The sequence below is a fragment of the Pseudoalteromonas sp. SG43-4 genome (assembly GCF_014164325.1).
Lineage (GTDB): Bacteria > Pseudomonadota > Gammaproteobacteria > Enterobacterales > Alteromonadaceae > Pseudoalteromonas > Pseudoalteromonas distincta.
The window spans coordinates 1-421 of sequence record NZ_JACJFB010000064.1; the positions used below are offsets into that span (position 1 = coordinate 1).

The 421-nt window shown below is 44.9% G+C and carries 1 protein-coding gene; it reads left to right on the forward strand.

The window, feature by feature from the left end:
* Positions 1-421: EF-Tu/IF-2/RF-3 family GTPase (locus H5160_RS20175; protein WP_404936241.1), on the forward strand; the 421-nt coding region annotated here is incomplete at both ends.

The following is a 421-nucleotide window of genomic DNA, read 5'->3' on the forward strand; positions in this document are numbered from 1 at the left end:
TCTACTTGTACTGGTGTTGAAATGTTCCGTAAGCTTCTTGACGAAGGTCGTGCTGGTGAGAACATTGGTGCACTTCTACGTGGTACTAAGCGTGAAGACGTTGAACGTGGTCAAGTACTAGCTAAGCCTGGTTCAATCAACCCACATACTACATTCACTTCAGAAGTATACGTACTTTCTAAAGATGAAGGTGGTCGTCATACTCCATTCTTCAAAGGTTACCGTCCACAGTTCTACTTCCGTACAACTGACGTAACTGGTGACGTACAGTTACCAGAAGGCGTAGAAATGGTAATGCCTGGTGATAACATCAAGATGACAGTAACTCTAATCGCACCAATCGCGATGGATGAAGGTCTTCGTTTTGCTATCCGTGAAGGTGGTCGTACTGTAGGTGCTGGTGTTGTAGCAACTATCGTAG